Below are 23,767 nucleotides of genomic sequence, written 5' to 3'. Positions count from 1 at the left end.
GAAACCCGGGGGTCACGTCAAGTTCCGCAAACCTGCTGATCGCCTCATGCCGAAGATCATGAAATCTAAGGTCCAACAATCCTGCACGTTCTCTTAATCGGTTCCAAGAGAGCCGAAGTGCAAGTGCGGATAAAGGGAAAACCTTACCGACCGTTGCTTTCTGATTCTTCAATATCGCAATACTGGCCTCGGTAAGCGGGATAGTACGAGCATAGCCCGTCTTCGTATGCGGGATATGCGCTGTCCGCTTCTCTAAATCGACGTAACGCCATTCTAAATCGAGAATTTCCCCCCGTCTCATACCCGTTTCTATCGCGAACATGACCACCGGACCGACAAGCGGATTACGGGTCTTCTTTAAGGCAGTTAGTAGCAGTTCCAGTTCGCCAGCTTCTAACCGGCGATTCCTTGCGTCTCGAACTGGTAACCGCCGAACCTGTGCCACCACGTTAGCGGTCAACCCGTAACCCCAATCCTTTCGCGCAACCTCAATCACGTTGTGCAGAAGGGACATTTCCCGCGCTACTGTTCCGGGCTTCACCTCCTTGGCTCTTTGATCTCTGTAAGCCGCTACAGGGGCGCTAGAGAGGTCCGCGAGCGATAAGGTACAAAGGGGAGCCTTCGCTAGCTTCCTTAGCCGTAGCGTCTCCGTATCCGCACTACGCTTAGAAGGAGTCACTTCATCTACGTAGCGGGTAATCAGATCGCCAAGGGTTGTCCGTTTAAGGTCGCGATGGCTGGTCGGTTGGTCGCCCCGATCAATCGCCGCTTCCCTATCACGTGCCCAACGTTCCGCCTCCACCTTGGTGGGAAAGGTCCGAAACTGCGGTTGGTAGCCCTTGCGGCGAATCTGGACGAACCATCCACCCGCTCGCTTGCTGATTGTCGCCATGTAGCACGCCCTTGTGTCCGTTTTGTGTCACGGAGCGATCAAAGAGGCGATTCGGCGGATCGAGGGCAATTCAAATTGCCCAAAAAACGCCCTAAAACAACAACTTGCAAAGCTGTTTTCTGGCGCACCCGACAGGATTCGAACCTGTGGCCTCTGCCTTCGGAGGGCAGCGCTCTATCCAGCTGAGCTACGGGTGCCGGTGACGCATCGCCTAGCAGGGGTTTTGGCGACGCGCTACCCGTTTCGCGCGGGAATTGTCATTGCGACAGGGTGCTCGGCTGGAACGGTGCCAGGCCGCAGGACGCGCCGCGCATCGGGCCGCTCTGATAGAAGACGGTGATGATGTCCTGCGCACACAATTGTCCGATCGACGTGGCGTAGGAGAAGCGCCGCTCGCTGCCCAGGCCCGGACAGGCGTGCGGCAGGGTCACCCGGTACATCCGTCGGCCCGATGCGCGAAAGTCGATCACGCGATCGCTGCGAACGATGCTTTCCCGAATCGTGGCAAGTGGCAGGCATGTCAGCGGCGTCCCGACCGGCGTGGCCGGCGGGATGGCGCTGCCGGGGGCTGCGAGCAGGAACACGGGGAGCAACGCGCGCATCGGGATCAGGCCTTTGCCGGGGGAAGCGGTGTCTTGGGCTTGAACGCACAAAGATCCGCGACGATGCAACGCCAGCATTCGGGTTTGCGCGCCTTGCAGACATAGCGGCCATGCAGGATCAGCCAGTGGTGCGCATGGACGCGAAACGGCGCCGGCGTGACCGCGTCGAGCCGCTTCTCGACCGCCAGCACGGTCCTGCCCTTCGCCAGCCCGGTGCGGTTGCCGATACGGAAGATATGCGTGTCGACCGCGAAGGTCTCGGCACTGAAGGCGACGTTCATCACCACATTGGCGGTCTTGCGCCCGACACCGGGCAATTTCTCCAGCGCGTCGCGGTCGGCGGGGACGTGGCCACCATGGTGATCGATCAGTGCCTGCGACAGCGCGATGACGTTCTTCGCCTTCGTATTGAACAGCCCGATCGTGCGGATGTGCCGCTTCAGTTCTTCGAGGCCGAGCGCCACCATCTTCTGCGGCGTATCCACCTCCGCGAACAAGGCGCGGGTCGCCTTGTTGACGCCCGCATCGGTGGCCTGTGCCGACAGCACCACCGCAACCAGCAGCGTGTAGTCGTTCACCGATTCAAGCTCGGTTTCCGGATGCGGGTTCGCCTCGGCAAGCCGGCGGTAGAATTCGACGACGTCGGCCTTCCTCAAAGCCCAAGCACCTCGGCCATCGCATAACGGCCCGGCGCACGGCCGGCGAGCCACACCGCGGCCTTCACCGCGCCACGCGCGAAGATGGTGCGATCGTCGGCGCGGTGCGCGATCTCGATCCGCTCGCCCTCCCCCGCAAAGACGACATTGTGGTCGCCGACCACCGATCCGCCGCGCAAGCTCGCGAAGCCGATCGTCCCCTCCGTGCGCGCACCGACCAGCCCGGCACGGCTGTCGACCCGTACCTCCGCCAGTCGCGTGCCGCGCCCCGCCGCCGCCGCCTCGCCCAGCAGCAGCGCGGTGCCCGAGGGAGCATCGACCTTGTGGCGGTGGTGCATCTCCGCGATCTCGATATCCCAGTCCGCGCCCAGCCGCGCCGCCGCCTCCCGCACCAGCACGCCCAGCAGGGTGACGCCAAGCGACGTGTTGCCGGTCTGCAGCACCGGGATCACGTCAGCGGCCTGTTCGATCAGCGCGTGATGGGTGTTGAGCAGCCCGGTGGTACCGATCACGATCGGGGTACGCGCCGCCGCCGCCGCCGCCAGATGCGATTCGAGCGCCGCGGGGGTGGAGAAATCGACCAGTACGTCGGCGGCATAGGCGACGGGGAGTGGATCGCTGCCCGCGTCGCCCCCGCCGGCCACGATGACGCCCTCACTCGCGGCGATGGTAGCGATGGCGCGGCCCATGCGGCCGTTGCTGCCGTAGATGCCGATGCTGGTCATGCACTCACCCTGGACATTGGTCGGACAATAGTTCGCCCATCGCATGAAGCCCCCCGCACGAACAGGGGGCTTCACATGCGTTATGCGACCGACAGCGCGAGTTTGCCGTCGCCCTCGTCGACATGAACGGTGGTGCCGTCCTTGACCTCGCCGCGAAGGATCAGTTCGGCCAGCGGATCCTGAAGGTGGCGCTGCACCGCGCGCTTCAGCGGTCGCGCGCCATAGACCGGATCGTAGCCGACGCGCCCCAGCCACGCGCGTGCGGCATCGGTGAGATCGAGCGCGACCTTGCGATCGGCCAGCAGCCTGCCCACCCGCCCGACCTGGATGTCGACGATCGGCCCCATGTGCGCCTGACCCAGCCGATGGAACAGGATGATCTCGTCCAGCCGGTTCAGAAACTCCGGCCGGAAGTGCGCGCGGACCACCTCCATCACCTGCGGCTCGACGCTTTCGACCGCGTCATTCTCGCCCATGTTGGCCAGATACTGGCTGCCGAGGTTCGAGGTCAGGATGATGAGCGTGTTCGAGAAGTCGACCGTGCGCCCCTGCCCGTCGGTCAGCCGACCGTCGTCCAGCACCTGCAACAGCACATTGAAGACGTCCGAATGCGCCTTCTCCACCTCGTCGAACAGCACGACCTGATAGGGCCGCCGCCGCACCGCCTCGGTCAGGACGCCGCCTTCCTCATAGCCGACATAGCCCGGCGGGGCACCGATCAGCCGCGCGACCGCGTGCTTCTCCATGAACTCGCTCATGTCGATCCGCACCATCGCATTGGGATCGTCGAACAGGAACTCGGCCAGCGCCTTGGTCAGCTCGGTCTTGCCCACGCCGGTCGGCCCGAGGAACAGGAAGCTGCCGAGCGGCCGGTTCGGGTCCTGCAACCCCGCGCGCGCGCGGCGTACCGCGGTGGAGACGGCGCGCACCGCCTGTTCCTGCCCGATCACGCGCTTGCCGATCACCTCCTCCATGCGGAGCAGTTTCTCGCGCTCGCCCTCCAGCATCCGGTCGACCGGCACGCCGGTCCAGCGGCTGACCACCGACGCGATATCGTCGCTGGTGACTTCCTCGCGCAGCATCGCGCCATGTGAGGTTTCCTGCGCCTCGGCGAGCTGCTTCTCGAGCGCGGGGATGCGGCCGTAGGACAGTTCGCCCGCCTTGGCGAGGTCGCCTTGTCGCTGCGCCTGTTCCAGTTCCAGCCGAGCGGCGTCGAGCTGTTCCTTCAGCTTCGCCTCGCCGGCGATCTTGTCCTTCTCGGCCATCCAGCGCTGCGTCAGCTCGGCGGACTGCTGCTCCAGATTGGCGAGCTCGCCCTCAAGCGTGTCCAGCCGATCGACCGACGCGGCATCGGTTTCGCGCTTCAGCCCCTCGCGCTCGATCTTCAGGCGCAGGATACGGCGGTCGAGCGCCTCGATCGCCTCCGGCTTGCTCTCCACCTCCATCCGCAACCGGCTGGCGGCCTCGTCCATCAGGTCGATCGCCTTGTCGGGCAGGAAGCGGTCGGTGATGTAGCGGTTGCCGAGCGTCGCCGCCGACACCAGCGCGCCATCGGTGATCCGCACGCCGTGGTGGAGCTCGTACTTTTCCTTCAGCCCGCGCAGGATGCTGATCGTGTCCTCGACGGTCGGCTCGCCGACGAACACCGGTTGGAAGCGGCGTTGCAGCGCCGGATCCTTCTCGACATGCTTGCGATATTCGTCGAGCGTGGTCGCCCCGACGCAGTGCAGCTCACCGCGCGCGAGGGCGGGCTTGAGCAGATTGCCCGCGTCCATCGCGCCTTCGGACTTGCCCGCGCCGATCAGCGTGTGCATCTCGTCGATGAACAGGACGATGTCGCCCTCGGCCTGCTTGACCTCGTCGATGACGCCCTTCAGCCGCTCCTCGAACTCGCCACGATACTTCGCGCCCGCGATCAACGCGCCCATGTCGAGCGCCATCAGCGTCTTGTCCTTCAGCCCGTCGGGCACGTCGCCGTTGGCGATGCGCAGCGCAAGGCCCTCGACGATCGCGGTCTTGCCGACGCCGGGTTCGCCGATCAGCACGGGGTTGTTCTTGGTACGGCGCGCCAGCACCTGGATCGTGCGGCGGATTTCCTCATCGCGGCCGATGACGGGATCGAGCTTACCGTCGCGCGCCGCCCGGGTCAGGTCGCGCGCGAATTTCTTGAGCGCGTCGTAGCGATCCTCGGCGCTGGCGGTGTCGGCGGTGCGGCCGCCGCGCAATTGCGTGATCGCGGCATTCAGCGCCTCCGGCGTCGCATTGGCGGTCTTCAGCGCCTTGCCGGCCGCCGTGTTCAGGCTGAGCGCCAGTGCGACCAGCAGGCGCTCGACGGTGACATAGCTGTCGCCGGCCTTCTGCGCGATCTGCTCGGCCTGATCGAGGACACGCACCGCATCTGCCGATAAACCGGGCTGATTCTGCGCGCCCGATCCGCTGACCGAGGGGATCCTCGCCAGCGCGGAATCGGTTTCGGAAGCGGCGCGACGTGGGTCGCCGCCGGCGGTGGTGATGAGGCCGGCGGCCATGCCCTGCTCATCTTCCAGCAGCGCCTTGAGCACATGCTCCGGCGCGATCTGCTGATGGTTCATGCGGATCGCAACGGTTTGAGCGGATTGGAGAAATCCGCGCGCGCGATCGGTAAATCTCTCTAGGTTCATCTGTATGCCCTGTCTCTCTTGGGTGTCAGATGGTGTGGCGCAATGGCAACACAAGGGGCGCGCCGAGCGGATCGCGCATGAAAAAGAATGGCGCCGCAACGGGGCCGTCAGGAGGTTTTCGCGCCCAAACAGGAGCGGTCGGTTCGATATTCGCCATCCGAGATCGCACCACGCGTCAGCCGCTCTTGGTCAGCACGAACGCGATGAGGAAGCCGACGACCGCGATCAACCCGGAGTAATCGTGCGTGGCCTCGGTCGCCTCGGGGATCATCGTATCGACCAGCATCGCCAGGATCGCCCCGGCCGCGACCGCGGTGACGCCCGCGATCAGATCGGGACCGCTGCCGGCCAGCGCGACGTTGCCGATCATCGCGGCGACGGCGGAGGCGCCCGCGATCCCGCCCCACACGCCGAAGACATAGGCGGGCGACCGGCCCGCCGCCTTCATCCCCGCCGCGCTCGACAAGCCTTCGGGCACGTTCGACAGGAAGACGGCGGCGACCGTCACCGCGCTGACGCCCGCGCCGCCGAGCAGGCTGACGCCGATCACCACCGATTCCGGAATACCGTCGAGCAGCGCGCCGATCGCGATGGCGGCGCCGGAACCGCTCCGCGCATCGGGCTGACGCTCGTGCGGGTTCGAGCCGGAGCGCTTGCGGTGCTTCGCGCCGCGCCGGGACACGATGAGGTTGGCGAGCGTGTAGACGATCGCACCGCCCAGGAAACCGGTGGCGGTCGAATCGAACCCGCCCCGCCGAAACGCCTCGTCCATCAGGTCGAAGGCCACCGCCGAGATGAGGACGCCCGCGCCGATCGCCATGATCGAGGCGATCAGCCGCTGCGGCAAGGTGGCGAACCACGCGATGGCCGCGCCAAGGACCAACGCGGACCCACCCACGAGACCCCAGAACCCTGCCGCCCACACCCCCGACATCGCACGCCTCCTTCGAGGATCGACGAACGTCCGCCGCGCGCCGAGGCTCCGTCGTCGCCGCATCGCCACGTTCGTCTCCACGATGGCGATGGTGACGTTCGGCGGCGCCTGTGCCGTGCTCGCCCATGTCGCGCGGCAGGCGGCGCCCCGCACCGGCGGGCGTCAGGCCGCGAGCTCTTGCCGGACGATGTCCGCGCCCGCCGCCAGCGCCCGCAGCTTGCCGGTGGCGACCGCGCGGCGCAGCGGGGCCATGCCGCAATTGGTCGCCGGGTAGAGCTTGTCGGCATCCACGAAGCGCAGCGCGGTGCGCAGGGTGGCGGCGACCTGTTCGGGTGTCTCGATCGTGTCGGTCGCGACGTCGATGGCGCCGACCATCACCTTCTTGCCGCGGATCAGTTCGATCAGGTCCATCGGCACCCGCGAATTCTGGCATTCCAGCGAGATGATATCGATCGTCGAGCCGCGGAGGTTGGGAAAGGTCCGCTCGTACTGACGCCATTCGGCGCCGAGCGTCTTCTTCCAGTCGGTATTGGCCTTGATACCGTAACCGTAGCAGATGTGGACGGCGGTTTCGACCGTCAGACCCTGAGCCGCGCGTTCCAGCGTGGCGATGCCCCAGTCGTTGGCCTCGTCGAAGAAGACGTTGAAGGCGGGTTCGTCGAACTGGACGATGTCGACGCCGGCGGCTTCCAGTTCGCGCGCTTCCTCGTTGAGGATGCAGGCGAACTCCCAGGCCAGCTTCTCGCGGCTGCGGTAATGGGCGTCGTAGAGGGTGTCGATCATCGTCATCGGCCCGGGCAGCGTCCACTTGATCGGCCGATCGGTCTGGGCGCGCAGGAAGCGCGCATCGTCGACGAACACCGGCCCGGGGCGGGAGACGGCGCCGACGACGGTCGGCACGCTGGCGTCATAACGGTCGCGGATGCGCACCGTTTCGCGCTGTTCGAAATCGACGCCGGCCAGATGCTCGATGAAGGTGGTGACGAAGTGCTGGCGCGTCTGTTCGCCGTCGCCGAGGATGTGGATGCCGGCCTGTCGCTGATCGTCGACCGCCAGGCGCAGCGCGTCCCGCTTGCCCGCGGCAAGTTCCTCGCCCGCCAGCTTCCACGGCGACCACAAGGTTTCGGGCCGGGCGAGCCAGGACGGCTTGGGCAGGCTGCCCGCGGTGGTGGTCGGCAACAATGTCGTCATGGAAAGTACCTTCATCTGCGTGGGGATCAACGGCCGGCGGCCTCGGACCAGCGGCGAAGCGCGGCCCCGTGCGGCTTGATGACATGCTCCTCGGCGTAGCGGCCCTGCGCGACGGCGAGCCGGCTGCGCTCCTCGCGATCGTAGACGATGCGGGTCAGCGAATAGTCCTGACAGGTCAGGCTGGGCTGATAGCGCGCCGCCGCCACCGAATTGGCGTTGTAGATCTCCGGACGGTAGATCTTCTGGAAGGTCTCCATCGTGCTGATCGTGCTGGCGAGTTCGAGATTGGTATAATCGCTGACCAGATCGCCGACATGGTAGAAGGCCAGCGGGGCGACGCCGTGCGGCGGCATGAAGTACCGGACCCTCATGCCCATCTTCGCGAAGTAGCGATCGGTCGGCGAATAGCGATCGTGACGGTATTCGACGCCCAGGATCGGATGCGCGTTGGCGGTGCGATGATATACCTCCCTGCTCGATACGCTCAGGCAGATGACCGGCGGTTTCGCGAAGCGGCCGCGATAGGCGTCGGATTCGAGGAAGCGCTTGAAGAGATTGCCGTGGAGGTCGCCGAAATCCTCGGGCGGGCCGTCACTGCCGGTCTTCAGGTGATCGGCCAGGACGATGCTGAAGTCGTAATCGCGCACATAGGAGGAGAAGTTGTTGCCGACCATGCCGTCGCGGCGCTCCCCGCTGCTGCGGTCGGTGACGATGGTGCGCAGGATCTCGATCAGCGGAAAGGCGGCGGCGGCGTCCCCCTCCCCGATCCGCAGCCCGGCCGAGACGATCTCCAGTGCCAGCGCATAGCGATCACCGGCGGGATTGTCCCAGTGCATCAGCGCGTTGAAGCGGCGATCCATCATCACCAGCGTGTTGCGCAGATTGTCGCGGCGGCGATCGCCGCGCGCGAGATTGGCGAAATTGGTGGTGATGCGCGTGCCGTCGGCGGGACGATAGTCCTCGTCGAACGGAATGCTGCTGATCGTGAACGTGAACCCGCTGTTCGTCATGACTCACCTGCTTTGCGGGCAGAGGTCAGGCGAGAGCGCGCAGGGCGACGACGGACCCGGAGGGCGGCACGCCACGGATCCACGCGTCAAGCGCGATCCACCGGAGGAACCCCCGTCCGAGGAACGTTATGGCGTCGGAAGGCAGGTCTCCTGGCTTGCGGGTCAACGCGGTGGCTCCGGCCTTCCCAGGCTCCTTGCGGGAGCCCAGTGGCACGATATGGAGCCGCCACTCGCCGCTTACAGTTGCGGGGGCAGCGCCGGACTCTGCCCGTACAGGGCACCACCGGCTTCCCGTCTTAGCCCCATCGCCATGCCTGGGATGGGGAACCTCGACACCCGCGTTTCAACACCATCGCCGGACCCATGTCAACAGCGATATAAAGATATCCTTATATCTTGATGTCAGCAGGGCAGTCGCTGCCGACGGAAGGACGCGCGGCGGCGCCCCTCCGCCGGCATGCGGGTCACCAGAACAGATCGCCGGAGGCGAGCGAGCCGGTCACGGTCAGGACGAAGTCCGCGACGCCGTCGCCGTTCTGGTCCAGCGACAGGGTCGTGACGCCATTGCCGCTCTGGATCACGGCCTCGCCCGCGCGACCGCCGAAGCGCGACACCTGGGTGAACGCCTGATCGCCGTCCCGCCCGAGATCGGCATCGATCGCCGACAGGTCGATGCGGTCGACGCCGCTGGTGAAGTCGGTGATCTGGTCGCGCGCGTTCGACCGCGAGTCGGTGATGCTGGTGAAGGTGAAGGTGTCCGCCCCCGATCCGCCGATCAGAACGTCGGCACCGCCGCCGCCGATCAGCACGTCGTTGCCGGCATTGCCGGTCAGCCGGTTGGCGAACTCGTTGCCGATGATGCGATCGGCGCCGGACCCGCCGACCGCATTCTCGATCACCACCCCCTGCGCGATCGCGACATTGCCCTTCAGCCCGCCGACGTTCGAGAAATTGCCGTCGTTCAGATCGATCAGCTGCGCCTGGCTGTAGCCGGAGAAGTTGAACGTGTCGGTTCCGCCGGCATCCCAGGCCGCGAAGATCAGCACCGATCCCGACGAACTCGCGCTATAATAATCGCGCCCCGTGTTGGAGGAGAAGCCGTACACCGTGTCGCCGGTCCGCGTGGCGGTGTTCGCGCCATAGAGCCGCTGGATGGCCGCGATATCGTCCAGCAGCGGCGCCGCCGCATAATAGCCGCCGTTGTCGCCGCCGGTGTTCGTCTCCGACCAATAGCTCATGACCGAATATTGGCGCGTATCCTCGTAATAGGAGGCGCTGTTGCTGTAGGTCGGCGATCCGTTGCCGGCGTTGTAGTCGCCCGGATGCCCCAGCCCGAGCGCGTGCCCGATCTCGTGGATCAGCACCTGTCCGCCGTAGTTGAGAGTGTCGGGCGCGCGATTGTAGCTGAGCGAGCTGTTGTACCAGCTGTCACCGCCGACCCCGTTGCCGGGATAATAAGCGAAGGCCGCCGCGCCCGAGGCGCCGCTGGAGTAATTGCCCAGCAGCATCTGGGCGTTGTTGCTGTAGCCGTCGCCATTGTCGACGCGCCGGAACGTGACGCGCGCCACGTCCGCCCACGCCTGCAACGCGATGGTGGTCTGCTCGATCTGCGCCCCGTTGAAGCGCGAGAAGCCGCTGGTGCCGTTGGGCATGGTGGTCGGCGCGGTGGAGCGATAGGCGTAGGTGACGTCGGCCGCCTGCCCGAGCGTCGATCCGTTCCATGTCTGGTTCGCGCGGCCGATCTGCGCGCCCGCCTCGGCGATCGTCAGCGACGGCTTGCCGTTCGGCCCGCCCTCCCCGCGCTCGTCACCGTTCAACGCCGCCTGCGGATCGGTGGCGTGGTTGCGATCGGGGTTCGCGCTGTTCATGCACCCCCAGCACTGGCAGCCCTCCGCCGCGACATCCTGCGTCACCGCCGCCTGCCGGTGAAACAGCCAGGCATCCCAGCCGAACCCGAAGACGGTGCCCGAGGCCGGAAGCGCGACGTCGGCGGCGTCCGCCGCGGCCGGGGACGACGACCCGACCAGGTCCGCCTCGGCCGTCGGATTGCCCCGATCATCCAACAAGTGCAAAAGAGACGCCAGGCCATCCTGGCGCGGCGTGGCAAAGTCCTCACCCGAGGACCGGTTCGACAAGGAAGTTGTGCGATGCAATACGGGCACGAAATGCCTCCATTTGTTTGCAACCCGAAGTCGACGCACAGTCGGTTCTGTGCTCGTTCGCCAAGTCTGACTTCCTGCGTCGTCGTCCTAACATTGTTTATGATCGGCTGCGCCGACGCAACATCTCTGGAACACGGCAGAAATATAATGACACATGGTGGCGATGAGACGCCTCAAACGAGCGGCAGCCTGAGAATGCGCGAGCCGGAGGAGCTTGCGGGGGCCTGGGCGATCGAGACCCCGACGGCGACCTGCGCGATCACGTTCACCACGCGGCGCGTCGAGTCCGCGAACGGCTGGGCGATCGACGACCCTGGCGGCTGTCTGGCGGCGGTGGTGAGCGGCGCGGTGGCGTGGCGACCGATTCCCGAGGGCGTGGCGCTGGCGGCTGACGACCGGCGGACGCTGGTCGTGTTCAACGCCGCGGCGGACGGGCAGACCGGCACCGCGTCGCTGAACGGCGGCACGGCGACATTGCGCCGGACGTAACGCCGACGGCCGATCGCAAGGAGACAGCGCCAGCACGATCCGGTTTCGGGGCGCGCCGACACATCGATGCAACAAGACCTTTGCAACCGCCCGCAGGATCGCGCAGGAGGGGCGGTACAGCGGGGGGCCTTGGACAAGAGATGCAGGCGAAGCGGCGGGTGTTCGAGCAGCTGCCGCTGCTTCGCGAGCGCAGGGCGCTGGCCTATTCGGCCGCGTTGCTGCTCTGTGCCGTCGCGTGGTGGATACGCTGGACACTTGACCCGGCCTTTCCGCCGGGATTTCCGTATCTTACCTTCTTCCCGGCGGTCATCATCTCCTCGTTCCTGTTCGGGCGCGGTCCGGGCACACTGTCGGCGGTGGTGTGCGGACTGCTCGCCTGGTATTTCTTCATCCCTCCGGTCCACTCGTTCCAGGTGGAGGCGCGGACGCTCGTCGCGCTCGGCTTCTATGCCGGTGTCGTCGCGGTCGATGTCGCGCTCGTCGATGCGATGCAGCGCGCCAACGAACGATCGTCGCGGCTGGCGGCGGAACAGCGGCAACTGGCGGAACGGACCGAGCTGCTGTTCCGCGAGTTGCAGCACCGGGTGTCGAACAACATCCAGATGGTCGGGGCGATGCTGTCGCTGCAGCAGCGGCAGGTCACCGACCCGGTCGCGCGCACGATCCTGACCGATGCCTCCACCAAATTGCAGCTGATCGGGCGCATCCAGCGGCAGCTCTACTCGACCACCGGGGAGCAGGTGCCGCTGGACGTCTTCCTCAAGGACCTGATGGCCGACCTGTTCGCCGCCGAGCACCGGCCGGGCATCGTCCACCGGATCGAGGCGGTGTCCGGCATCCGGCTCTCGCCCGATGCGGCGATCCCGCTGGCGCTCATCATGGCCGAAGGCATCGCCAACGCGATGGAACACGGGTTCGTCGATCGGGACGCGGGCGAGATCGTCGTCACCCTGACCCACGATGACCAGATCATTCAATTGTGCGTGATCGACGACGGAGCCGGCTTGCCGCCGGATTTCGATCTGCATCGTTCGGACAGCCTCGGCCTGAAGCTCGTGCGAAGCCTGGCGATGCGAATGGACGCGCAGCTCAGCGTGGAGGCCGCACCGTCGTCGGGCACGATCCTGCGCCTCTCCCTGCCCGAGAGCGCCTGTCAGGCATGAGACGAGGGCGCGACGCTTTCCTCCTCGCGGATGCGCCCGCGCGCATCCGGTCCGGCCCATGGGCGTCGCCGGCGGGTTCCGATCGGCGAGCGGCGCGGATCAGCGCTGTTTCCTGGTGATCGTCGCGGTGAAGTCCGGATCCTTCTTCGCCACCCAGTCCACGAATTTGCGGACGTTGGGATGATCGAGCAGGCCGGCGACGTTCATGCCGTGCCGCTGCAACTCGGAATTGGTGAAATTGGCGGTCAGCGTCTGCTGGCAGATCGGATGCATGGGCACGACATCACGACCACCCCGGCTCTTGGGCACCGGATGATGCCAGACGATGGTCTTGCCGGTCGGACGAGCGCACAGCCAGCATGGCACCGGCGCGGTCGCCGCATCGTCTTCCCGCGGAAGATGATCATAGGGATCGTGTTTCGAACGTCTGGCCATAGCGCAACATCACCGCCTCAATGGGCCTCGCCCCTAGCCCCTCGCCCATGGCAAAGCCATCCGCCTGATCGTATGGAACGCCGCCGACCACGCCCCGGCGCGTCGGGGCGACCAGGGGAAAACGATGACGGAACCGACGAAACCGTGGGACGCGGCGCTGGTCCGCAAGTGGCTGGAGCGCCGGTACGCGGCGTCGCGGCTGGATCAGGCCGCCGCCGACCGGCGCGGCTATGACGCGCGCGACGATTTCGACAAGGCCGCCGCCGAGGAATGGGCGTGCCGCGCGCTGAAGGACGCCGACTGCATCGAGGATCAGAACACGCTCGCCGCCCGGCTGAAGGCGTTGATCGCGCAGGACGATTATCCCGCGACCGGCCTGTATGACGATGTCCGCTTCGAACGGCACGTGCGCACCTATCTGCGGAAGCTGGCCAGGATGACGAAGGCGAACGAGGGATTCGACAAGTTCCTGCGCCATCAGTGAAGCCGGCGGAGCGCCCGGCCGGCGCCCGAGCGGATTCGCGTGCCTCGGCGCCAAATGCGCGCTTGCGCCCGGCCCGATCAGGCGTGACGATGCGCCATGCTGTTCCTCCTCCCGTTCTTGCTCCTTCAGGCCGCGACCGGCCAGGTGCCGCCGCTCACGCCGGCGAACAGGCCCGCACCATCCGCCTCGCACTGGCCCGCCCGCGATGCGCAGTTCACGATCCGCGACTTCCGCTTTCGTTCGGGCGAGACGATGCCGGACGTGCGCATCAACTATACGACGCTGGGATCGCCACACCGCAACGCCAAGGGTGAGATCGACAATGCGGTCATGGTGCTGCACGGGACCGGCGGCACCGGGCGCCAGTTCCTGGCGCCGCAATTCGCCGACGCGCTCTACGGCCCGGGACAGCCGCTCGACATCACGCGATACTGGATCATCCTGCCCGACGGGATCGGGCACGGGAAGTCGTCCAAGCCGTCCGACGGCCTGCACATGCGCTTCCCGCATTACGATTACGACGACATGGTCGAGGCGCAATATCGGCTGCTGCACGACGGGCTCGGCATCCGCCGGATGCGGCTGATCATGGGAACCTCGATGGGGTGCATGCACAGCCTGGTGTGGGGCGAGACCCACCCCGACTTCGCGCGCGCGCTGATGCCGCTGGCCTGCGAGCCGGTGGAGATCGCCGGCCTGAACCGCATGTGGCGCAAGCTGGCGATCGACGGGATCGAGGCGGACCCGGCATGGGCGAACGGCGAGTATCGCGCGCCCCCCGTGCAGGGTCTGCGCACCGCCGCCAGCCTGCTGTTCGTGGCCGGCGCCGCCCCCCTGTACTTCCAGGCGCAATATCCCCGCCGTGAGGCGGCCGAGGCGTTCGCGCGCGACCGGGTGGCCGCATCGATCGCGGGAACGGACGCGAACGACCTGATCTATCAGATCGATGCGTCGCGCACCTACAATCCGTGGCCGCGGCTGGAGGCGATCACCGCGCCCACGACGTGGGTCAACTCGGCCGACGACTTCATCAACCCGCGCCAGCTCGACTATCCCCGGCGCGCGGTGGCCCGGATGCGCGATGCGCGGTTCCGCCTGATTCCCGAGACACCCGACACACGCGGCCATGGAACGCACACGCACGCCCGCTTCTGGAAACAGGATCTGATCGACCTGCTTCGACGCACGGAACATGGTGCGACGCCGCGCGCCGGAGCGTCATCACGCACCGCCGGGCCGCGCCGCCAGAGCGCGACCGTCGCCGCACCTTGATCTGGATTGGACACGGTAAATTAGGGGTTGCTCCCCTACGCCGCACCGATGGATCCGATATCATGAGCGGCTGCCAGGGCTGCCGACAGGAAGACGCCGCTTTCGATCTGGCAATGGCGTTCCAGCCGATCGTCGACATCGTCTCCGGCGAGGTCTGGGCCTATGAGGCGCTGGTCCGGGGACGCGACGGCCAGGGGGCCGGACAGGTCCTGAAGAGCGTGACGCCGGAAAACCGCTACGCCTTCGACCAGCAGTGTCGCGTCGCGGCGATCACTCAGGCGGTCGAGGCCGGGATCGTCGCCACGGGGGCGAGACTGTCCATCAACTTCCTGCCGAACGCGGTCTATTCGCCGCTCGCCTGCATCCAGCTGACGCTCAGGACCGCCGCCGCCGTGGGCTTCCCCACCGACCGCCTGATCTTCGAGTTCACCGAGAACGAGGAGATGGTCGATACGCGGCACGTCGGGGAGATCATCGACACCTATCGGCGAATGGGCTTCGCCACGGCGCTGGACGACTTCGGCGCGGGCCATGCCGGCCTGTCGCTGCTCGCACGGCTGCAGACCGACGTCATCAAGCTGGACATGGAACTGATCCGGGGCATCGACGCCAGCAGGCCGCGACGCATGATCGTCGAGGGGCTGCTCGCGTTGTTCGCGCGCATGGGGATCACCACGATCGCCGAGGGGATCGAAACCGTCGCGGAATATCGGATCCTGCGCGAGATGGGCGTGCGCTACATGCAGGGCTATCTGCTGGCGCGCCCGGGGTTCCGCACGCTGCCCGCGCATATCCTGCCGGAAGGGGAGCCGCTGCGGCTGAGCGCATAGCCACTTGGCCGTCATGACATCGGACGCCCGATGATCGTCGCGCGAATGACGGCGTCCTCGCGCACCGAATCGGAAGACCCACGAAAAACGACGAGGCATCAGTAGTATACGATCGCTTTACTTCGTCTTAAACCGCGCCGCCTACCCTTTGCGCGAGGTTAAAGGGTGCAATCATGAAGCCTGCTGGCGCGAAATTCACTTCTATCGGTACCCGGATCCTGACGATCCAGTTGGCATCGGGGATTGCCATCGCCACGATCGTCGGCGGTGCCGGCTTCTACGGCATGAACGCGCTGACCGGCGCCATGACGTCGATCTATGACGACCGTCTGGTACCGGTCCGGCAGCTGAAGGCGGTGTCGGACGCCTATGCGATCAACATCGTCGATACCACGCACAAGCTGCGCGCCGGCAAGCTCGACTGGGCCCAGGCCAGCGCGTCGGTGGCCGACGCGAAGCAATCGATCGACCGCGACTGGTCGGCCTATATGCAGACCGACCTGACCGACGAGGAACGCTCGGTCGTGGGGCAGGTCCGTCAGAACATGAACCGGTCGGACGAGGCGGTGGCGCGGCTGAACGCGATCATCGCCGCGCATGACAGCGCCGCGCTGGCCCGCTTCGCAGACAACGACATGTATGCCGGAATCGACCCGACCACGGCCGGGATCGGGCGTCTGTCCGATTACCAGCTGAAGGCCGCCGAAACCGCGCGGGCCGAGGGCGCGGCGCTGTCGCGCACGTTGAACTGGGTGATGGCGATCGTCGCACTGGTCGCGCTGGCCGTCGCATCGGCGGTGGGATGGGTGGTCACCAATGCGATCCGGCGCAACCTGCGCCAGGCGACCGACCTGGCCGAGGCGGTCGCGCAGGGCGACGTGTCGCATACCGTGGAGGTTCGGTCGAACGACGAGGTCGGCCTGCTGACCAACGCGCTGAACGAAATGGCCGGCAACCTGCGCCAGACCGCGGGCGTGGCCGACACCATCGCGCAGGGCGACCTGACGATCGATCACAAGCCGCTGTCGGACAAGGACCGGCTGGGCCATGCCATGGTCGCGATGACCGCTGGCCTGCGCAAGTCGGCGGCGCTGGCCGACACGATCGCGGTCGGCGACCTGTCGGTCGATTATGTACCGCTGTCGGACAAGGACCGGCTGGGCCATGCGCTGGTGTCGATGGTGACCGGGCTGCGCAAGTCGGCGACGCTGGCGGACGAGATCGCGCGCGGCGACCTGACGATCGATCACACCCCGCTGTCCGACCGCGACAAGCTGGGCCATGCGCTGGTATCGATGGTCGACCGGCTGCGGGTCGTGGTCGGCGATGCGACGACCGCGGCGGACAATGTCGCCGCCGGCAGCCAGGAGCTCTCGGCAGCGTCGGAGCAGGTGAGCCAGGGCGCGACGGAACAGGCCGCCGCCGCCGAGGAAGCGTCCGCGTCGATGGAGCAGATGGCGGCCAACATCAAACAGAATGCCGACAATGCCGCGCAGACCGAAAAGATCGCGCGTCAGTCGTCGACCGACGCCGAAGCCAGCGGCGTCGCGGTCGACAAGGCGGTCGATGCGATGCGCACCATCGCCGCGAAGATCGGCATCGTGCAGGAAATCGCCCGGCAGACCGACCTGCTGGCGCTGAACGCGGCCGTCGAAGCGGCCCGTGCCGGTGAACATGGCCGTGGATTCGCGGTCGTCGCGTCGGAAGTGCGCAAGCTGGCCGAGCGCAGCCAGACGGCCGCCGCCGAGATCAGCGCGGTGTCGGGCGACACGGTGCAGGCAGCGGCGCAGGCCGGCGAGATGCTGACCAAATTGGTGCCCGACATCCGCCGGACCGCCGAACTGGTCGCCGAGATCAGCGCCGCCTGCCGCGAACAGGATATCGGCGCGGCGCAGATCAACCAGGCGTTGCAGCAGCTCGACACCGTGACGCAGCAGAATGCGTCGGCGTCCGAGGAGATCACCTCCACCTCCGAGGACCTGGCCAACCAGGCGGACGAATTGCAGCAGAGCATCGCCTTCTTCCGCATCAGCGACGATGCCGCCCCCCGCAAGCCGGCCGCGACCCGCAAGCCGGCGGAACGGCGGGCCAGGGCTGCCCCCGCCCCGAAGGTCAAACCGAACTCGGTCCTGGACCAGCAGGGTCGTGCGCGGGGCTTCGCCCTCGACCTGACCCACGGCGGGCCGGACGAGGACGACGACGCCTTCGGTCGCGCCGCCTGACCCGAGGCGGTTTCGATCCGGGGCAGTGGTGCTTGGGCATCGCTGCCCCGTGCCTCGCTCCGGCCGGCGATCACCGCGATACCGCGGCGATCGCCAGGATCGTGATGGTCCGGACGAAGCGGGATGGCGCCCGCGGCGCAGCGGAACACCGTCGGCAGATGGCGCACCGTGGCCTCACGATCGGGAACGGGAAAGCGGAGACAGGCGAGCCGAGGTTATCGCGCCCAGGCTGTCGGCGCATCGACGATCGTGGCGAAGGCGTCCGCAAGTTCCGATAGGGCGACCGCGTGCGGGACGGTCGCGTCGATGACGCCACCGTTACCGTCCGGCAGATCGCGTGTGGCGCACGCCGATCGGATGATCGTCGTCCGATACCCCGGATCGCCCGCCGCCCGGGCCGTCGCGGAGATGCAAAGATGCGTCTGCATGACGCCGAGCATCGGCGCGAATATCCGGGATCATTCCAACGCCGGTGCCAATCGTGCCAACGCTGGCACGGCACGATTGCAATAAATGGCAGTTTTCTGGGAAGTAAATGGCGGAGAGGGTGGGATTCGAACCCACGGTACCCGTGAGGGCACGCCGCATTTCGAGTGCGGTGCATTCGACCACTCTGCCACCTCTCCGCAGAGGTCGCCGGGGCCCGAAAAAGCGGTCCGGCTGCGGTCGAAGGGCGCGCCTAGACGGGTCGTGGGACAAACGCAAGCACCTCCTGTGTTGTGATGCGCGATTTCTGCATTAGATGGGGCGCATGACGCCGAACGACGCGAACGTGCCCCTGCCCGATCCCAACCCCCTTCCCCCGCCCGTGGCCTATGCCCGCTTCGCGATCGGCGACGTGGTGCGGCATCGGATGCTCGACTTCCGCGGCGTGATCTTCGATGTCGATCCCGTCTTCGCCAACAGCGAGGAATGGTATCAGTCGATTCCGGAGACGTTCCGCCCGCGCAAGGACCAGCCGTTCTATCACCTGCTGGCCGAGAATCTGGAATCGACCTATGTCGCCTATGTCAGCCAACAGAACCTGGAGCACGACGACAGCGACGAACCCGTCGACCATCCCGCGATCGCCGGATTGTTCGATCGGACCGAGGACGGACGCTACGGGCTGAAGCGGCTGCACCGCCACTGACGCCCCCCGATTTCCGAAGGCGGCGCTTTTTCGGGGAATCGGTTGACATCGAGCGGGGGGTCACTTAACCGCCACGCTTCAACCGTGCGGTGCGTCCGTCGCGGTCCATGACATTTGGGAAGCAATTCCCGTTGAAGGAATGAACGTAGCCATGTTCGCAGTCGTGCGCACGGGCGGCAAGCAGTATCGCGTGGCCGCCGGAGATAAAATCGTCGTCGAGAAGATCGAGGGCGAGGCCGGCGCGTCGGTGACGCTGGGTGACGTGCTGCTCGCTGGCGAGGGCGCGGAGCTGAAGGACGTCGCGGGCCTGACCGTCGCCGCCGAAATTATCGCCCAGGCCAAGGGCGAGAAGGTGATCGTTTTCAAGAAGCGTCGCCGTCACAACTATCGTCGCCGCAACGGCCACCGCCAGAACCACACGATCCTGAAGATCGTGTCGGTCGGCTGAGCCCAGTTAGCGCGAAGGAGCAAGAGCAATGGCACATAAGAAAGCAGGCGGTTCGTCGCGTAACGGTCGTGATTCGGCCGGTCGTCGCCTCGGCGTGAAGAAGTTCGGCGGTCAGGAAGCGATCGCGGGCAACATCCTGGTGCGTCAGCGCGGGACGAAGTTCTACCCGGGCCGCAACGTCGGCATCGGCAAGGATCACACCCTGTTCGCACTCGTCGACGGCCGCGTGGTATTCCACGACGGCAAGCTGGGCCGTAAATTCTGCTCGGTGGACATGATTGCGGCCGCGGCCGAATAACATCGGGTAACCGGACGGGTTGCCCACCAGGGCGACCCGGGGTTCCCAGATGGAATCCAGCCAGACAAGGGAGACGGGTCCGCCCCGGCTCCCTTTTTTCATGCTCCCTCCCCTGATCGCCGTCTGTCGCGCCATCGTCATGGTCGCGTGGCACGGCCCGTCGAAGGAGATGGAGCATGTTCGCGTTGACGCCCCGACTGACCTTGCGCCCCGGCTGGCTGGAGGACGCCCCCGCTTTGTCGCGCGCGATCGGGCACGAGACGGTCGTCGGCCGTCTGGCGCGTGCGCCGTGGCCCTATGCGCTGGGCGATGCGGAGACGTTCCTGTCGCTGCCGCGCGGGGCGACCGAGCCGCGCTTCGTCATCATCGCGCGCGAACAAGAACACCGGCTGATCGGCGGCATCGGGCTGCATCGCGCCGACAACGGCGACCATGAGCTGGGTTACTGGCTGACGCCCGACACCTGGGGCCGCGGCTATGCGACCGAGGCGGGGCGCGCCGTCATCGACATCGCGCGCCATGCGCTGCCGCTGACGCGGGTCACCGCCTATCACCATGCCGACAATCCCGCCTCCGGCCATGTCCTGCGCAAGCTGGGCTTCGTCGAGACCGGGCGCTCGCGGCGCTATGCGCTGGCGCGTGATGCGATGGTCGAGTCGGTCGAGTTCGCGCTCGACCTCGACGCGGACGATGCGCACGAGGGAGCGGCGATGCCGATCGCGGCGTGAGCGCGGGCTGCATCACCGTCGTCCACGACGGCGACCTGCGCTGACTCGCGACGCATGAATCGGGCGCGGTCATCGTCACCGACGCGCCAAAGGACCATCACGGCGGCGGGCAGAGCTTCTCGCCGAGCGAACTGCTGTCGGTCTCGCTCGGCGGCTGCGTGCTGAGCATCATGGCGATCGCCGCGCGCACGATGGACCGCGATCTGGCGGGGGCGAGCGCTGCGGTCACCAAGGAGATGGCCGACGCCCCGCGCCGCATCGCCGGCATGGCGGTGACGGCGCGCGTCCCCGGCGCCTTCGATACCCGCGAGCGCGCGAAGCCGGAGGCGGCGGCGCATGCTTGCCCGGTGCACCGCGCGCTCGCGGCGCCGGTGGTAATGGCATTCCAGTGGCCGGGGTAAGGTCCCGCAGCTTGCGATGAGCGAGCCGCGAAAGTCCGTCATTCCGGTGCAGACCGGGATCCATGCGACCGCGTGTGCGGACGCGGCGAGCACGAGGACGGATGCGCCTCGGCCTGCACCGGGATGACGGTCGAATCGTCGAAGCAGCCCGCGATCAACGCATCCGCAACTCCACGATCTGGTCCCAGCCATCCCCCAACGGCGGCAGGCCCGACAGTTCCACCGCGCCCCTCCGCGCCGCGACCGTCACCGGCGCGCCACCATCGAGCAGCCGCGCCGAGGCGACCTTCGCGGTCATCGGCAGCGCGATCCGCCCGCCATGCTCGCGCATCAGATGGACATAGACCGTCTTGCCGCGCTGCGTCGTCACGCCCCAGTCGCCTGGCGGCACGGGACCGCCGCGCGTGCCGTAGATGCTCTGGCCGTTCGTTTTCAGCCATGCGCCGATCGTGTGGAGCGTCGCGAGATTTTCGGGCTGGATCTCGCCGTTCGGCATCGGGCCGGTGTTCAGCAGCAGATTGGCGTTGCGCCCGGCGGCGCCGGCGAGCGTGCGGATCAGCGTTTCCGGCGACTTGAACTTGTCATCGACCAGGTTGAAACCCCAGCTGCCGTTCATCGTCTCCGACATTTCCAGCGGCAGCCGGCCGATCGTGGCAGTGCCGCTGTAGCCCATCGTGTTCTGCCCGGGCAGGTCACGCTCGAAGGTCTGGTAGTCCTCGCCCGGAAACGGCGCATGATGGTGGTTGTTGACGATCAGCGCGGCGGGCTGGAGCGCGTGGATCAGGCGATAGGTGCGCTCGATCCGCCAGCGATCGCGCAACGGCGTTTCCTCCTGATCCCACCAGCCGTCGAACCAGATCCCGCCGATCGGGCCATATTGCGTCAGCAGTTCGCGAAGTTGCGCATCCTGATAATCCAGATATCTGTCCCAGTCGCCCGCCTCCGGGCGACCGGTCGTGTGCCCGGTGCGCCCGCGCGGGAAATAATCGGGATGATGCCAGTCGAGCTGCGAGTAATAGAAGAACAGCTTCACGCCCTGCCGCCGGCACGCCGCCGCCAGCTCCGCGATCGGGTCACGCGCGAAGGGGGTCGCCTTCACGACATTGTAGGGCGACACCTTGCTGTCGAACATCGCGAAGCCATCGTGATGCTTGCTGGTGATGACGATGTAGCGCGCGCCGGCATCCTTGAACGATCGCACCCAGGCATCGGCGTCGAACTTCGTCGGGTTGAAGAACCTCGCCAGCCGCTCGTACTTCGCGGCGGGAATCTTGTTCTCCTGCATGATCCATTCGGCGAGCCCGGGCGACCCGCTGCCGCCCAGTTCGCTGTAGAGGCCCCAGTGCAGGAAGATGCCGAACTTCGCATCCTGAAACCATTCGCGCGCCGCCAGATTGGCCGCGACCGGGGTGTAGCTGGCCGGGGTTTCCGCCCGCACCGGCGCGGCGCAGGGCAGCGCGCCACATGAAAGGGCGATCGCCGCCCAAGCCGCCACCCGTCGCGCGATGCGTGTCATGCCATGCTCTCCCTGTCGTCGGCCGGCAGAGTGGGCGGCGAGGACAGCACCTGTCCAGCCGAAAAGACCGCACGTCCAGTGCATTCGCCCGACGGGTGCGGACGACCGCCGCGTCAGTGGAGATCGCGGCAATAGATGTGCCGGCCCTTGCGGATGCCGGCATCGACCTTCTCGCCCGCCGAAAGATCGACCGCCGCCTCGGTCTTGTCCGTCGCCACCACCAGACGCGCGGGACCGGTGACGTGACATGCCACGTCGATCCGCTGTCGCACGCAGGCACGGGTGTAGGCGCTGTACTCGACAAGATCGGCATCGGGCAGCGGCTCGACCGACATGGTGGAGGCCGCCGATCCACCGAACAGCGCCTTGCCAAGCCCGCCCAGCAGATCGACCTCCCAGAGCGCAGCCCCCTGATCGCGTGGCGTCGTTGCCGCCTGCTTCATCTTCAACTGCGGTGCCAGGCGTGCGCAAGCGGTCGGCGTGGCCGGCTGGGCCTGCGCGATCGATGGTCCCGCCAGCACCATCGCCGCGATCGCTGCTTTCACGCTCATCCCGCCCTGGCCTCCCGCATGTTGCCCCTTGTCCTATGGCAGCCGGCGGCGAGATGGAAGATGGGCGTCACGCCGGGGTCGCCCGTCCGGGCAGCACCGCCGCTTCATAATCGCTCTCGGCGCGTGCGATCAGCGCGCGGTCATCGTGCTTCCACGGATGGAAGCCGGGCAGGAAATACGCCGCCCAGATGCCGGCCACCTTGCGCGCCATGCCGGGGTTGCCGAACGCGTACCAGAACATCCGCGCCCAGACCTTCGGTCCGGTCAACCCGTCCTGCCGCAGCAGCTCGGTCATGCCGCGCGCCCGGCCATGAACGAAGCGCCACGTCGTGATGAGCATCACCAGCGCCTTTACCCGCCAGCGCGTGAAGCGCGGCCAGTCGCGGGTCGCGTGGAGCCAGGTGTCATAGGCGACGCCCTTGTGCTCGATCTCCTCGGCGGCATGCCACAGCCACAGGGCGCGCGCCTGTTCGTCGCCGCCCGCCAGATGTTTCGGGTTGGCGATCAGTTCGTGCGCCAGCATCGCGGTGAAATGTTCGAGCGCGCTGGTCGCCGCCAGGCTGCCGATCGGCGGGCGATCCTTGGTCAACGCCAGCGCGGCATCGACGTCACGGTCGAGCAGGGTCGTGTCATAGCCCTGGTCGGTGACATGCCGGTTGAACGCGACATGCTCGCGCGTATGGATCACCTCCTGCTTCACGAAGGCGTTGATCTCGCGCTCCAGTCGCGGCGGGGTGCCGTCGCGGAAGCGGCGCACGCTGTCGACGAAGAACCCCTCCCCCTTCGGAAAGGTGACGGACAGCGCGTTGTAGAACGCCGTCGCATAGGGATCGTCGTTCAGCCACCAGCGACGGATCGCACTTCCCCGGCCGAACCGCCGGTCGCGCGGGGTGATCGTCAGGTCGGCGGGAGTGGTTGCTTTCGCCACGGAAACCTCCACTAAGGACAGACACAATCCGTTAACTT

Annotated in this window: 25 protein-coding genes, 2 tRNA genes and 1 riboswitch; of the genes, 11 read left to right on the top strand and 16 right to left on the bottom strand. The window is 66.7% G+C overall.

Going from position 1 to position 23,767, the window contains the following annotated elements; all coding sequences use genetic code 11:
- The 10 genes from NS334_RS17575 to NS334_RS02315 all read right to left on the bottom strand — a co-directional run.
- Positions 1–892, bottom strand: an 892-nt coding sequence (locus tag NS334_RS17575) for an integrase (protein ID WP_083500212.1), incomplete at its 3' end; no start/stop codon positions are given.
- A 120-nt stretch (positions 893–1,012) separates the two neighbouring features.
- A tRNA-Arg gene (locus tag NS334_RS02355) sits at positions 1,013–1,089 on the bottom strand.
- Between the two features lie 60 nt (positions 1,090–1,149).
- Positions 1,150–1,494: a hypothetical protein gene (locus tag NS334_RS02350; protein WP_058754369.1), complete on the bottom strand. Its 345-nt coding sequence runs from the start codon at positions 1,492–1,494 to the stop codon at positions 1,150–1,152.
- A gap of 5 nt (positions 1,495–1,499) precedes the next feature.
- Complete coding sequence (gene nth, locus NS334_RS02345; protein WP_058754368.1) at positions 1,500–2,150, bottom strand: endonuclease III; 651 nt, start codon at positions 2,148–2,150, stop codon at positions 1,500–1,502.
- Entirely contained in the window at positions 2,147–2,875 is a 729-nt protein-coding gene (gene dapB / locus NS334_RS02340) for a 4-hydroxy-tetrahydrodipicolinate reductase (RefSeq protein WP_058754367.1), read from the bottom strand. Before dapB ends, nth begins: the two co-directional genes overlap by 4 nt.
- 80 nt (positions 2,876–2,955) lie before the next feature.
- Positions 2,956–5,535, bottom strand: coding sequence for an ATP-dependent chaperone ClpB (gene clpB, locus NS334_RS02335; RefSeq protein WP_058754366.1), 2,580 nt, complete (start codon positions 5,533–5,535; stop codon positions 2,956–2,958).
- Positions 5,536–5,710: 175 nt separating this feature from the next.
- On the bottom strand, positions 5,711–6,469 hold the full coding sequence (locus NS334_RS02330; RefSeq protein WP_058754365.1) for a ZIP family metal transporter: 759 nt from the start codon (positions 6,467–6,469) through the stop codon (positions 5,711–5,713).
- 162 nt (positions 6,470–6,631) lie between these two features.
- Positions 6,632–7,675: a methionine synthase gene (locus NS334_RS02325; protein ID WP_058754364.1), complete on the bottom strand. Its 1,044-nt coding sequence runs from the start codon at positions 7,673–7,675 to the stop codon at positions 6,632–6,634.
- Between the two features lie 11 nt (positions 7,676–7,686).
- Complete coding sequence (locus NS334_RS02320; RefSeq protein WP_058754363.1) at positions 7,687–8,670, bottom strand: putative oxygenase MesX; 984 nt, start codon at positions 8,668–8,670, stop codon at positions 7,687–7,689.
- A gap of 121 nt (positions 8,671–8,791) precedes the next feature.
- Positions 8,792–9,017, bottom strand: a riboswitch (cobalamin riboswitch).
- A gap of 117 nt (positions 9,018–9,134) precedes the next feature.
- Positions 9,135–10,736 carry a serralysin family metalloprotease gene (locus tag NS334_RS02315; protein WP_206542628.1) on the bottom strand — a complete coding sequence of 534 codons (1,602 nt, stop codon included), beginning with the start codon at positions 10,734–10,736 and terminating at the stop codon, positions 9,135–9,137.
- 291 nt (positions 10,737–11,027) lie between these two features.
- On the opposite strand from NS334_RS02315, the gene NS334_RS18520 reads away from it, so the two are divergent.
- Together NS334_RS18520 and NS334_RS02305 are read left to right on the top strand one after the other, a co-directional pair.
- Positions 11,028–11,321 (top strand): AprI/Inh family metalloprotease inhibitor, encoded by a 294-nt coding sequence (locus NS334_RS18520; RefSeq protein ID WP_058754361.1) that lies wholly within the window; start codon positions 11,028–11,030, stop codon positions 11,319–11,321.
- A 140-nt stretch (positions 11,322–11,461) separates the two neighbouring features.
- The gene (locus tag NS334_RS02305) at positions 11,462–12,484 is read left to right on the top strand and encodes a sensor histidine kinase (protein ID WP_058754360.1); all 1,023 of its coding nucleotides are present in this window, start codon (positions 11,462–11,464) and stop codon (positions 12,482–12,484) included.
- A 99-nt stretch (positions 12,485–12,583) separates the two neighbouring features.
- Here the strand turns inward: NS334_RS02305 and NS334_RS02300 are convergent, their stop codons facing one another.
- Complete coding sequence (locus tag NS334_RS02300; RefSeq protein ID WP_058754359.1) at positions 12,584–12,919, bottom strand: hypothetical protein; 336 nt, start codon at positions 12,917–12,919, stop codon at positions 12,584–12,586.
- Between the two features lie 124 nt (positions 12,920–13,043).
- Here NS334_RS02300 and NS334_RS02295 point away from each other — a divergent pair, with 124 nt between their 5' ends.
- From NS334_RS02295 to NS334_RS02280, 4 genes are all read left to right on the top strand, one after another.
- Complete coding sequence (locus NS334_RS02295; RefSeq protein WP_193752979.1) at positions 13,044–13,403, top strand: hypothetical protein; 360 nt, start codon at positions 13,044–13,046, stop codon at positions 13,401–13,403.
- Positions 13,404–13,499: 96 nt separating this feature from the next.
- Positions 13,500–14,675 carry an alpha/beta fold hydrolase gene (locus NS334_RS02290; protein WP_083500208.1) on the top strand — a complete coding sequence of 392 codons (1,176 nt, stop codon included), beginning with the start codon at positions 13,500–13,502 and terminating at the stop codon, positions 14,673–14,675.
- A 62-nt stretch (positions 14,676–14,737) separates the two neighbouring features.
- The gene (locus tag NS334_RS02285) at positions 14,738–15,505 is read left to right on the top strand and encodes an EAL domain-containing protein (protein WP_241491780.1); all 768 of its coding nucleotides are present in this window, start codon (positions 14,738–14,740) and stop codon (positions 15,503–15,505) included.
- Positions 15,506–15,678: 173 nt separating this feature from the next.
- On the top strand, positions 15,679–17,727 hold the full coding sequence (locus tag NS334_RS02280; protein WP_083500207.1) for a HAMP domain-containing methyl-accepting chemotaxis protein: 2,049 nt from the start codon (positions 15,679–15,681) through the stop codon (positions 17,725–17,727).
- A 215-nt stretch (positions 17,728–17,942) separates the two neighbouring features.
- On the opposite strand, the gene NS334_RS02275 is transcribed toward NS334_RS02280, so the two are convergent.
- Together NS334_RS02275 and NS334_RS02270 are read right to left on the bottom strand one after the other, a co-directional pair.
- Complete coding sequence (locus NS334_RS02275; protein ID WP_206542627.1) at positions 17,943–18,155, bottom strand: isochorismatase family protein; 213 nt, start codon at positions 18,153–18,155, stop codon at positions 17,943–17,945.
- A 108-nt stretch (positions 18,156–18,263) separates the two neighbouring features.
- A tRNA-Ser gene (locus NS334_RS02270) sits at positions 18,264–18,353 on the bottom strand.
- A gap of 125 nt (positions 18,354–18,478) precedes the next feature.
- On the opposite strand from NS334_RS02270, the gene hspQ reads away from it, so the two are divergent.
- The 5 genes from hspQ (at position 18,479) to NS334_RS02245 (ending at position 20,734) form a co-directional block, all read left to right on the top strand.
- Entirely contained in the window at positions 18,479–18,859 is a 381-nt protein-coding gene (hspQ, locus tag NS334_RS02265; protein ID WP_153002557.1) for a heat shock protein HspQ, read from the top strand.
- A 151-nt stretch (positions 18,860–19,010) separates the two neighbouring features.
- The gene (rplU, locus tag NS334_RS02260) at positions 19,011–19,307 is read left to right on the top strand and encodes a 50S ribosomal protein L21 (RefSeq protein WP_022687449.1); all 297 of its coding nucleotides are present in this window, start codon (positions 19,011–19,013) and stop codon (positions 19,305–19,307) included.
- A gap of 28 nt (positions 19,308–19,335) precedes the next feature.
- Positions 19,336–19,605 (top strand): 50S ribosomal protein L27, encoded by a 270-nt coding sequence (rpmA, locus tag NS334_RS02255; RefSeq protein ID WP_022687450.1) that lies wholly within the window; start codon positions 19,336–19,338, stop codon positions 19,603–19,605.
- Positions 19,606–19,781: 176 nt separating this feature from the next.
- A complete protein-coding gene (locus tag NS334_RS02250; protein ID WP_058754355.1) occupies positions 19,782–20,333 on the top strand; it encodes a GNAT family N-acetyltransferase in 552 nt (183 codons plus the stop codon).
- 71 nt (positions 20,334–20,404) lie between these two features.
- Positions 20,405–20,734, top strand: coding sequence for an OsmC family protein (locus NS334_RS02245; RefSeq protein ID WP_083500206.1), 330 nt, complete (start codon positions 20,405–20,407; stop codon positions 20,732–20,734).
- Between the two features lie 154 nt (positions 20,735–20,888).
- Here the strand turns inward: NS334_RS02245 and NS334_RS02240 are convergent, their stop codons facing one another.
- The 3 genes from NS334_RS02240 to NS334_RS02230 all read right to left on the bottom strand — a co-directional run bounded on the left by NS334_RS02240 (position 20,889) and on the right by NS334_RS02230 (position 23,729).
- Complete coding sequence (locus NS334_RS02240) at positions 20,889–22,250, bottom strand: alpha-L-fucosidase (protein WP_083500205.1); 1,362 nt, start codon at positions 22,248–22,250, stop codon at positions 20,889–20,891.
- Between the two features lie 113 nt (positions 22,251–22,363).
- Positions 22,364–22,795 (bottom strand): hypothetical protein, encoded by a 432-nt coding sequence (locus tag NS334_RS02235; protein ID WP_193752978.1) that lies wholly within the window; start codon positions 22,793–22,795, stop codon positions 22,364–22,366.
- A gap of 73 nt (positions 22,796–22,868) precedes the next feature.
- A complete protein-coding gene (locus tag NS334_RS02230; protein ID WP_083500204.1) occupies positions 22,869–23,729 on the bottom strand; it encodes a metal-dependent hydrolase in 861 nt (286 codons plus the stop codon).
- Positions 23,730–23,767 lie beyond the last annotated feature (38 nt).

The organism is Sphingomonas endophytica, assembly GCF_001476895.1.
Taxonomy (GTDB): domain Bacteria; phylum Pseudomonadota; class Alphaproteobacteria; order Sphingomonadales; family Sphingomonadaceae; genus Sphingomonas; species Sphingomonas endophytica_A.
The sequence above is the reverse complement of the archived record's forward strand: the minus strand, read 5'-3'. Positions and strand labels throughout refer to the sequence as shown.

Coding starts and splice junctions, on each gene's coding strand:
- NS334_RS02305 (WP_058754360.1), top strand. CDS start 11,462: ATGCAGGCGAAGCGGCGGGTGTTCGAGCAGCTGCCGCTGCTTCGCGAG.
- NS334_RS02295 (WP_193752979.1), top strand. CDS start 13,044: ATGACGGAACCGACGAAACCGTGGGACGCGGCGCTGGTCCGCAAGTGG.
- NS334_RS02290 (WP_083500208.1), top strand. CDS start 13,500: ATGCTGTTCCTCCTCCCGTTCTTGCTCCTTCAGGCCGCGACCGGCCAG.
- NS334_RS02330 (WP_058754365.1), bottom strand. CDS start 6,469: ATGTCGGGGGTGTGGGCGGCAGGGTTCTGGGGTCTCGTGGGTGGGTCC.
- NS334_RS02300 (WP_058754359.1), bottom strand. CDS start 12,919: ATGGCCAGACGTTCGAAACACGATCCCTATGATCATCTTCCGCGGGAA.
- NS334_RS02320 (WP_058754363.1), bottom strand. CDS start 8,670: ATGACGAACAGCGGGTTCACGTTCACGATCAGCAGCATTCCGTTCGAC.
- rplU (WP_022687449.1), top strand. CDS start 19,011: ATGTTCGCAGTCGTGCGCACGGGCGGCAAGCAGTATCGCGTGGCCGCC.
- NS334_RS02325 (WP_058754364.1), bottom strand. CDS start 7,675: ATGAAGGTACTTTCCATGACGACATTGTTGCCGACCACCACCGCGGGC.
- NS334_RS02275 (WP_206542627.1), bottom strand. CDS start 18,155: ATGCAGACGCATCTTTGCATCTCCGCGACGGCCCGGGCGGCGGGCGAT.
- hspQ (WP_153002557.1), top strand. CDS start 18,479: ATGACGCCGAACGACGCGAACGTGCCCCTGCCCGATCCCAACCCCCTT.
- NS334_RS02240 (WP_083500205.1), bottom strand. CDS start 22,250: ATGACACGCATCGCGCGACGGGTGGCGGCTTGGGCGGCGATCGCCCTT.
- NS334_RS02285 (WP_241491780.1), top strand. CDS start 14,738: ATGAGCGGCTGCCAGGGCTGCCGACAGGAAGACGCCGCTTTCGATCTG.
- NS334_RS18520 (WP_058754361.1), top strand. CDS start 11,028: ATGCGCGAGCCGGAGGAGCTTGCGGGGGCCTGGGCGATCGAGACCCCG.
- rpmA (WP_022687450.1), top strand. CDS start 19,336: ATGGCACATAAGAAAGCAGGCGGTTCGTCGCGTAACGGTCGTGATTCG.
- NS334_RS02250 (WP_058754355.1), top strand. CDS start 19,782: ATGTTCGCGTTGACGCCCCGACTGACCTTGCGCCCCGGCTGGCTGGAG.
- clpB (WP_058754366.1), bottom strand. CDS start 5,535: ATGAACCTAGAGAGATTTACCGATCGCGCGCGCGGATTTCTCCAATCC.
- dapB (WP_058754367.1), bottom strand. CDS start 2,875: ATGACCAGCATCGGCATCTACGGCAGCAACGGCCGCATGGGCCGCGCC.
- NS334_RS02280 (WP_083500207.1), top strand. CDS start 15,679: ATGAAGCCTGCTGGCGCGAAATTCACTTCTATCGGTACCCGGATCCTG.
- NS334_RS02350 (WP_058754369.1), bottom strand. CDS start 1,494: ATGCGCGCGTTGCTCCCCGTGTTCCTGCTCGCAGCCCCCGGCAGCGCC.